This window comes from Inquilinus sp. 2KB_23, assembly GCF_052115705.1.
GTDB classification, from domain to species: domain Bacteria; phylum Pseudomonadota; class Alphaproteobacteria; order DSM-16000; family Inquilinaceae; genus Inquilinus; species Inquilinus ginsengisoli_A.
Genome location: NZ_JBFRHF010000017.1, coordinates 176,838 through 185,471, shown reverse-complemented (window position 1 = coordinate 185,471; position 8,634 = coordinate 176,838). Strand labels below are relative to the sequence as shown.

The window sequence follows — 8,634 nt, the reverse complement described above, 5'->3', positions numbered from 1 at the left end:
GGGCGATCCGGAGACCGAGGGCATCATCATGATCGGCGAGATCGGCGGCGACGCCGAGGTGATGGGCGCCGAGTTCCTGAAGGCCAGCGGCACCAAGAAGCCCGTCGTGGGCTTCATCGCCGGGCGCACCGCGCCGCCGGGCCGCCGCATGGGCCATGCTGGGGCGGTGATCTCCGGCGGCCACGACACCGCGGACCACAAGATTGAGGCGCTGAAGGCCGCCGGCATCGCCGTCGCCGAATCCCCCGCCGATCTCGGTCGCACCATGATCCGGGTGCTGCGCGGCGACCGGGCGCTCGATCTGGCCGGCGCGGCGGAATGAACTTGGCCGGATGCTGCGGTGCAGCCACGATTCCGGCTTGTCACCTCGATTGAAACGTTCTTTGGTATGGGAAGTTCTGGATTTGGTATGCCAGAGGGCCGGCGATAACGGCTCCATAGAGAAGAAGACATAAACCGAGGGGAGGGGCAGCCGACAATGTATCGGCACCAGGGACATCAGCACCGCGACCTTCAGGTCCAACGCTGCACTCCCGCAAGCCCCTTCTCGAGGACGATGGCGTCCGTCACGGGCCGTTCTCCTCCGATTCCATGGGGTTGCCTCAACCGACATGCGAAGGACTGGGACGGAAATGCTGACTGAAAACACTGCACAAAGGGTACCGGCCATCAAAGGGCCGCTCGGGGGGCGCTGGCTCCAGCTCGCCATCGGCATCGTCTGCATGGCGATGGTCGCCAATCTGCAATATGGCTGGACCCTCTTCGTCGGCCCGATCGACGCCGCCCATCAATGGGGCCGGGCGTCGATCCAGGTCGCCTTCACCATCTTCGTCGTCACCGAGACCTGGCTGGTGCCGGTCGAAGGCTGGTTCGTCGACAAGTTCGGGCCGAAAATCGTGGTCCTGATCGGCGGCCTGCTCTGCGCCATCGCCTGGGCGCTGAACTCGGTGGCGGATTCGCTGACCCTGCTGTACGTCGCCGCGGCGATAGGCGGCGTCGGCGCCGGCGCCGTCTACGGCACCTGCGTCGGGGCGGCGCTGAAATGGTTCCCGGACCGGCGCGGCCTGGCGGCCGGCCTGACCGCCGCCGGCTTCGGCGCCGGGTCGGCCCTGACCATCGTGCCGATCGCGTCGATGATCAAGTCGTCGGGTTATGAATCGACCTTCATGACCTTCGGCCTGATCCAGGGCGGCGTGGTGCTGGTGCTGTCGTTCTTCCTGGCGGTGCCGGCCAAGGGCGTGCTGCCGCTGGCCAAGGCCAAGGTGGCGCAGACCCGGCGCGACTTCGCGCCGTCGGAGATGCTGAAGAGCCCCGTGTTCTGGGTGATGTACGTGATGTTCGTGATGGTCGCCGCCGGCGGCCTGCTCGCGACGGCGCAATTGGCCCCGATCGCATCGGACTTCAAGATCGGCGACGTGCCGGTCAGCCTGATCGGCCTGACCATGCCGGCCCTGACCTTCGCTCTGTCGATCGACCGGGTGCTGAACGGGGTCACCAGGCCGTTCTTCGGCTGGGTCTCCGACCAGATCGGCCGCGAGAACACGATGTTCATCGCCTTCTTCCTCGAGGCGGTCGGCATCGTGCTGCTGATGGAATTCGGCCGCGACCCGGTGCTGTTCGTGATCCTGACCGGGCTGGTGTTCTTCGCCTGGGGCGAGATCTACTCGCTGTTCCCGGCGACCTGCGGCGACACCTTCGGGTCGCGCTACGCGACCACCAATGCCGGGCTGCTGTACACCGCCAAGGGAACGGCCTCGCTGGTGGTGCCCTTCGCCAATGTCGCGGTCAGCCAGTTCGGCAGCTGGGACGTGGTGTTCATCTTCGCCGCGCTGGTGAATGTGATCGCGGCGGTGATGGCGCTGTTCGTGCTCAAGCCGATGCGCGCCCGGGCGCTCGAACAGTCGCGGGTGGAAGCCGATCGTGCTCCCGAAGGGGAACCACGCCTCGCCAACTGAAACCGGGCCGGGAGGTTCCCGGTGCCTGAGATAACCCCCAGGGAGGCGGGCTCGCTCGCCTCCCTTTTCTGTGTCCGCAAGGCATTACATCGCCCGCGGGAAGCTGGCCCAGGCCGGAGTGGCGGCCTCGGACTCGTCGACAGGGGCGGCACCGCCGAAACGGCCGTCCGGGCGGGACGCCATCGGCGTGGTGCCGGCGTCCGGGGTGGCGAAGCGGGTCGTGGCATAGGCCAGCAGAACGAAGCTCAGGCCGGTGCCAAGGACGAGAAAGGTCAGCATGGTTGCTCTCCTCGGTTCGTGTTGCACTGCACATATGGCAGCGCAACAGCAGGAGCGCAATGGAAACTGGTATACAAAATACTGAAGACAGTTTTGCATTTACGCATGGCTCGACCGTGGCGGGCCGCGCCAGCCATGCCGACGGTTCATGCCTGATGCCAGCCGAACAGTTCCATCGGTTCGGCGAAGCCTTTCAGCGGGTGCTGGCCGATGGAGCGGCTGCCCCGACGACCGAGCAGCGCCGTGAACCGCGGCGACATCAGCAGCGGGTGGCCGGTGGTGGCGCAGACGGTCTGAATCCGGCTGACCAGGTTGACGTCGCGGCCGATCACGGTGAAGTCCAGCCGGCCGCCCGACCCGATGTTGCCGTAGGCGACCTCGCCATGGTGCAGCGCGACGCCGGCGCTGAGCGGGGTGCCGGCCTGCGACACCGCGGCGATGCTGGCCAGCGCGTCATGGGCGGCGTCGAAGGCCGCGGCGCAGCCGGCGGCCGGCCCGTCCTCATGGTGGAAGAAGGCCAGCACGGCATCGCCCATGAACTTCAGGATCTCGCCGCCATGCGCAGTGATGGTCGGCACCACCTGGTCGAAATAGAGGTTGAGCCGGTCGACCATCTGGGACGCGGGCAGCCGGTTCGACAGCACGGTGAAGTCGCGCAGGTCGCACAGCAGCAGCGCGGCCTCCAGCGTCTCGACGTCGCCGCGCCGGATGTGCCCGGCCAGGATGCGCCGGCCGGTGATCGGGCCGACATAGGTGTCGAGCAGCGTCGCCTCGCCCCGGCGCAGCACGCGGACCTCGCAGGCGCTGCGCAGCGCCGGCAGGATGCGCTCGAACGCCGCCCGGTCGGCCGGCGTGAACCCCGACGGTCGCCGGGTGGCGAAGGCCACGGCGCTGGTCGGGCCCTGGCCCATCACCAGCGGCGCGACGATGGCGGCGACCAGGCCGCGGCCCCGGAAGAAATCCAGATCCTCCATCCCGGCCATCTCCTCCGGCGTGCGCAGCGACAGCCAGGCCCGGGCCTCGGTGGCCCGCCGGATGGGGTTGGTGGCGAAGTAGGGCAGGAGCTCGATCGAGATGTCGCGGTCGCGCAGCTCCACCGGCTCGCCCTCGGTCCACGCGGCGGTGCGGGCCAGGATCTGCGGGTGCAGTGTGCGCAGATGCAGGCTCAGCCGGTCGATCGGCACCCCTAGCGCGCGCAGCCGGCGGCCGAGCCCGGCCAGCATGTCGGCGTCATCGGCGTCGTGGCTTTCGTCGCCCGACAGCCATTCGATCAGCTCGGGCAGGCCTGGGGCGGGGTGGGGGGCTGGCTTGGGATCGGTCATGGCGGGCACGGGCGCGGAAGCATGGGCGACTATAAGAGCGCGACCGGGACGGCGGCCATCGTCAATCGAGACAGGGCAGGGGTGGGTATCCATCGGACCATTATTCCAGTTTCTGAAATCGGATCTTACAGAGGCCGATCATTATTCCAGTCGTCAGCGGTCCCTATGTCAGGCGCAGTCGACCCAGAGGAAGCCTAGCCATGACGATTCCTGAAACCACCCCGCGCCGAAGCCGGCGTTTCGCACTCGGCGCGATCGGCTCCGGCGCCGCGGTGCTGTCTGCCCTTGCGAGGACAAGGCCACTCTCTGCCGCCACCCCTTCAGCCACGGGGGCGCCCGTGACCTACGCCACGCAGAAGGTCGGAGACGTCGAGGTGTTCTACCGCGAGGCCGGGCCGGCGGATGCGCCGGTGCTGCTGCTGTTGCACGGCTTTCCCACCGCCGGCCACATGTTCCGCGACCTGATCCCGGCGCTGGCCGACCGTTACCGCGTCATCGCGCCGGACCTGCCCGGCTTCGGCAACACCATCGCCCCGCCGCGCGCGGCCTTCGAGTACAGCTTCGACACGCTGGCCGAGGTCATGGCCGGCTTCGTCGACGCGCTGGGGCTGAAGCGCTATGCCCTCTACATCTTCGACTACGGCGCCCCGACCGGGCTGCGGCTGGCGATGCGCTACCCCGAGCGGGTCACGGCGATCGTCACCCAGAACGGCAACGCCTATGTCGAAGGTCTGAGTCAGGAATGGGAGCCATGGCAGGCCTATTGGCGGAACCCGACGCCGGAGAACCGCGAGACCTGCCGGGCCTCGCTGTCGGATGACGCGATCCGCTTCCAGCACCAGCACGGGGCGCCCGCCGGGCGGGTCTCGCCCGACGGTGCAGCCCTCGACATGCACTACATGCGGCGGCCGGAGGCCGAGGAGGTCCAGCTCGACCTGATCCTGAGCTACCGCACCAATGTGGCGCTGTATCCGGCCTTCCAGCAGTATTTCCGCGACCGGCAGCCGCCGCTGCTCGCCGCCTGGGGCAAGAACGACGCGTTCTTCATCCCGCCGGGGGCCGAGGCCTACAAGCGCGACCTGCCGAAGGCGGAGGTGCACCTGCTCGACGCCGGCCATTTCGCGCTCGAGACCCATCACGCCGAGATCGCGGCCCTGATGCGCGACTTCCTGGGGCGCCAGGGGATCTGACCGGCGACGCAGGGCCGGCTCGGGGAGGGGGCGAGCGGTGGCTCGCCTCCCTTTCGGGTATCGTTGCGCCGGTCGCCGGAATGCCGCCACTTTCATGGCGTAGCCGTCGGGAGATCGGCCGGCGATGCATCATAGTGCTCCCGGCGCCCGGCTTCCCCAGGAGATCCCCCGATGACCGGACCGCGCATCCTGCTGTGCCTGTTGCTTTTGGTCTTTGGCGGTGGCGGTGCCCAGGCAGCGGACGGTTCCGCGCAGGCCTTCCTGATGGCGATCTACCGGCACTATCCCGGCAAGGTCGGGATGACCGGCCTGCCGCTCGACAGCGACGCCGACATCCGCCGCTACTTCGAGCCGTCCCTGGCGACCCTGATGATCGAGGACCGCAAGGCGGCGGCCACGCGCGACGAGCCGCCGACGCTCGACGGCGACCCGTTCGTCGGCGCCCAGGAGTGGGAGATCAAGGACCTCCACGTCTCGGTGGCCGAGGCTGGCGCCGACCGGGCCGTGGGCACCGTCGCCTACAAGAACTTCGACGTGCCGGTCACGATCACGGTCGACCTCGTCCACACCGCCCAGGGCTGGCGGATCGGTGACGTGCATTGGCCCGACGGCACGCTGCACGGGCTGCTGACGGCAAAATAGCTGCGGGTCACCGGCGCGGCAGGGTACGATAAAGGGCCCTTATCAACCGGAGGCCGCGCGGTGGTCATCCGCCAGCTCGAATACCTCGTCGCCCTGGCCCGCGAGAAGCACTTCGCCCGGGCGGCCGAATCCTGCCACGTGTCGCAGCCGGCGCTCTCGACCGCGCTGCGCCAGCTGGAGGAGGAGCTGCAGGTCCCGATCGTCGAGCGCGGCCACCGCTTCCAGGGCTTTACCCGCGAGGGTGCCTGCGTGCTCGACTGGGCCAAGAAGATCCTGGCCGACCGCGACGGCCTGGCGCAGGAGCTGGCGATGCTGCAGCAGGGGCTGGCCGGCCGGCTGCGCATCGGCGCCGTGCCCTCGGCCCTGCCGATCGTATCGCAGATCACCGGGCCCTTCGTCCGGTCCCACCCCATGGTCACCGTCTCGGTGCTGTCGCAGACCTCGATCCAGATCGAGGCGGGGCTGGAGAACTTCGAGATCGATGTCGGCGTCACCTATCTCGACAACGAACCGCTGCGCCATGTCCGCAGCCTGCCGCTGTACCAGGAGGATTACATCCTGCTGATGCCGGCGGACCAGGCCACGGGATCGCGCCGCACCATCAGCTGGGCCGAGGCGGCGGCGCTGCCGCTGTGCCTGCTGACCCCGACGATGCAGAACCGGCGGATCATCGACGGCATCTTCCGTTCGGTGGGCCACACGCCGCGGGCGGCGGTGGAGACCGACAGCATCATCAACCTGTGCTCGCACGTCCGCTCCGGCCCCTGGTCCAGCGTCATGCCGCGGGCGCTGCTGCACCTGTTCGGCGTGCCGGCCGGCACCCGTGCGCTGCGCCTGGTCGACCCGGCGGCGACCCGCACTATCGGCCTTGTCATGGCCGACCGCGACCCGGCCTCGCCCCTGGCCCGCGGCCTGTTCGACACCGCCCGCGAGCTGGATCTCGACGCCGAGCTGCAGGCCACGCCATTGGCGTGAGGACGAGGCGGTTCGCTTGATAAGCGTTGTTTATCAATTCATCCGGCGTTTGAATTTGAATGCCGTATACAAGAACGTCCATCGTTGGCCACAGAGTGTATGGGCGGCAGGGCCGCGCGGACCGAAACCAGGGTGCTGGAAAGGTCCGCAACTCGGCCCGCCATGGTTCGACACCGTCGAGCCGCGGCACGTCGCCGGGTCCAACGAACCCGCAAAGGGAGTGGGACGAATGCCCGAGAGCCGGGGCTGGGACGCCGATCTGGCGCGTGATGTGATCGCATCGCACGGTGCGACCGAAGGGCCGTTGCTGCCCATGCTGCACGACCTGCAGTCGATCTTCGGCCATGTGCCGCGCGCGGCGGTGCCGCTGCTGGCCGACGCGCTGAACATCTCCCGTGCCGAAGTGCACGGCGTCATCACCTTCTACCATGATTTCCGGGCCGAGCCGGCCGGGCGGCATGTGCTGAAGCTGTGCCAGGCCGAGGCCTGCCAGTCGATGGGCGCGCGCGATCTGGTCGACCAGCTGCGCCGCCGCCTCGACATCGGCCTGCACGAGACCACCGCCGACGGCCGCATCACGGTCGAGCCGGTCTACTGCCTCGGCAACTGCGCCTGCGCCCCGGCGGCGATGGCCGATGGCGAGCTGGTCGGGCGGATCGACGCCAAGCGGCTGGACCGTCTGGTCGACACGATGGAAAGCTGGGGGGAGGCCGCACGATGAAGGTCTTCGTTCCCCGCGACGCCGCCGCCCTCTCGGTCGGCGCCGACGATGTCGCCCGGGCGATCGCGGCCGAGGCCGCATCGCGCGGCGTCGAGGTCCAGATCATCCGCAACGGCTCGCGCGGCCTGCTGTGGCTGGAGCCCTTCGTCGAGGTCGAGACGCCGGAAGGGCGCATCGGCTACGGCCCGGTCGAGGCCGAGGACGTGCCGGGGCTGTTCGAGGCCGGATTTGCCGAGGGCGGCGCGCATGCGCTGCGCCACGGCCGGCCGGAGGAAATGCCCTATCTCGCCAAGCAGCAGCGCCTGACCTTCGCCCGCTGCGGCATCACCGACCCGCTGTCGCTGGACGACTACGAGGCGCATGACGGGCTGAAGGGCCTGCGCAACGCCCTGGCGATGGAGCCGGCGGCGATCGTCGAGGCGGTCACCGCTTCCGGCCTGCGCGGCCGCGGCGGCGCCGGGTTCCCGACCGGGATCAAGTGGCGCACCGTGCTGCAGGCCCAGGCCGACCGCAAATACATCGTCTGCAACGCCGACGAGGGCGACAGCGGCACCTTCGCCGACCGCATGATCATGGAGGGCGACCCCTTCCTGCTGGTCGAGGGCATGATCATCGCCGGCATCGCCACCGAGGCGACCAAGGGCTTCATCTACATCCGCTCGGAATACCCAGCAGCGATCGCGGCGATGAACGCGGCGATCGACATCGCCTATCAGCGCCGCGTGCTCGGCCCCAGCGTGCTGGGCAGCGGCAAGCGCTTCGACCTCGAGGTCCGGGTCGGGGCCGGCGCCTATATCTGCGGCGAGGAGACGTCGCTGCTGGAAAGCCTCGAGGGCCGCCGCGGCATGGTCCGGCCTAAGCCGCCCCTGCCGGCGCTGAAGGGCCTGTTCGGCCGTCCGACCGTGATCAACAACGTGCTGTCGCTGACCACCGTGCCGATCGTCCTCGACAAGGGCGCCGCCTTCTACGCGGAATACGGCACCGGCCGGTCGCGCGGCACCCAGCCGCTGCAGCTGGCCGGCAACGTCAAGCGCGGCGGGCTGATCGAGGTCGCCTTCGGCCTGACCCTGCGCCAGCTGATCGAGGATTTCGGCGGCGGCACCGCCAGCGGCCGGCCGTTCCGCGCCGTCCAGGTCGGCGGCCCGCTCGGCGCCTATTTCCCGGACGAGCTGCTGGACACCCCGCTCGACTATGAATCCATGGCGGCGAAGAAGGGCATGCTCGGCCATGGCGGGGTGGTGGTGTTCGACGACCGCGTCGACCTTGCGGTCCAGGCCCGCTTCGCCATGGAGTTCTGCGCGATCGAGAGCTGCGGCAAATGCACCCCGTGCCGCATCGGCTCGACCCGCGGCGTCGAGACCATCGACAAGATCATCGCCGGCCGCGATGTCGGGCGGAACGTGACGCTGCTGGAAGACCTCTGCGAGACCATGCTGGACGGGTCGCTCTGCGCCCTCGGCGGCCTCACCCCGTACCCGGTGCTCAGCGCCCTGACCCATTTCCCCGATGATTTCGACCGCGCGCCGGCTCCGGCGCAGGCTGCGGAATAA

The 8,634-nt window shown here is 69.0% G+C and carries 8 protein-coding genes and 1 pseudogene; 7 read left to right on the top strand and 2 right to left on the bottom strand.

Features of this window, described 5'->3' with window-relative positions; all coding sequences use genetic code 11:
- Both AB4112_RS22065 and oxlT read left to right on the top strand, forming a co-directional pair.
- Positions 1-322 (top strand): annotated as a pseudogene (locus AB4112_RS22065) (hypothetical protein); the annotation flags it as partial.
- Positions 323-632: 310 nt separating this feature from the next.
- On the top strand, positions 633-1,955 hold the full coding sequence (gene oxlT, locus AB4112_RS22060; protein ID WP_309801836.1) for an oxalate/formate MFS antiporter: 1,323 nt from the start codon (positions 633-635) through the stop codon (positions 1,953-1,955).
- A gap of 84 nt (positions 1,956-2,039) precedes the next feature.
- On the opposite strand, the gene AB4112_RS22055 is transcribed toward oxlT, so the two are convergent.
- Together AB4112_RS22055 and AB4112_RS22050 are read right to left on the bottom strand one after the other, a co-directional pair.
- Positions 2,040-2,234 (bottom strand): hypothetical protein, encoded by a 195-nt coding sequence (locus AB4112_RS22055; RefSeq protein WP_309801835.1) that lies wholly within the window; start codon positions 2,232-2,234, stop codon positions 2,040-2,042.
- Positions 2,235-2,380: 146 nt separating this feature from the next.
- A complete protein-coding gene (locus tag AB4112_RS22050) occupies positions 2,381-3,556 on the bottom strand; it encodes an adenylate/guanylate cyclase domain-containing protein (protein WP_309801834.1) in 1,176 nt (391 codons plus the stop codon).
- A gap of 338 nt (positions 3,557-3,894) precedes the next feature.
- Here AB4112_RS22050 and AB4112_RS22045 point away from each other — a divergent pair, with 338 nt between their 5' ends.
- From AB4112_RS22045 to AB4112_RS22025, 5 genes are all read left to right on the top strand, one after another.
- Positions 3,895-4,746, top strand: a complete 852-nt coding sequence (locus tag AB4112_RS22045; protein WP_309801833.1) for an alpha/beta fold hydrolase — start codon at positions 3,895-3,897, stop codon at positions 4,744-4,746.
- 171 nt (positions 4,747-4,917) lie between these two features.
- Positions 4,918-5,388, top strand: a complete 471-nt coding sequence (locus tag AB4112_RS22040) for a DUF3828 domain-containing protein (protein ID WP_441723061.1) — start codon at positions 4,918-4,920, stop codon at positions 5,386-5,388.
- 60 nt (positions 5,389-5,448) lie between these two features.
- Entirely contained in the window at positions 5,449-6,363 is a 915-nt protein-coding gene (locus AB4112_RS22035) for a LysR family transcriptional regulator (RefSeq protein WP_309801831.1), read from the top strand.
- A 229-nt stretch (positions 6,364-6,592) separates the two neighbouring features.
- On the top strand, positions 6,593-7,084 hold the full coding sequence (locus tag AB4112_RS22030; RefSeq protein WP_309801830.1) for a formate dehydrogenase subunit gamma: 492 nt from the start codon (positions 6,593-6,595) through the stop codon (positions 7,082-7,084).
- The gene (locus AB4112_RS22025) at positions 7,081-8,634 is read left to right on the top strand and encodes a formate dehydrogenase beta subunit (RefSeq protein ID WP_441723059.1); all 1,554 of its coding nucleotides are present in this window, start codon (positions 7,081-7,083) and stop codon (positions 8,632-8,634) included. Before AB4112_RS22030 ends, AB4112_RS22025 begins: the two co-directional genes overlap by 4 nt.

Coding starts and splice junctions, on each gene's coding strand:
- oxlT (WP_309801836.1), top strand. CDS start 633: ATGCTGACTGAAAACACTGCACAAAGGGTACCGGCCATCAAAGGGCCG.
- AB4112_RS22055 (WP_309801835.1), bottom strand. CDS start 2,234: ATGCTGACCTTTCTCGTCCTTGGCACCGGCCTGAGCTTCGTTCTGCTG.
- AB4112_RS22050 (WP_309801834.1), bottom strand. CDS start 3,556: ATGACCGATCCCAAGCCAGCCCCCCACCCCGCCCCAGGCCTGCCCGAG.
- AB4112_RS22040 (WP_441723061.1), top strand. CDS start 4,918: ATGACCGGACCGCGCATCCTGCTGTGCCTGTTGCTTTTGGTCTTTGGC.
- AB4112_RS22030 (WP_309801830.1), top strand. CDS start 6,593: ATGCCCGAGAGCCGGGGCTGGGACGCCGATCTGGCGCGTGATGTGATC.
- AB4112_RS22025 (WP_441723059.1), top strand. CDS start 7,081: ATGAAGGTCTTCGTTCCCCGCGACGCCGCCGCCCTCTCGGTCGGCGCC.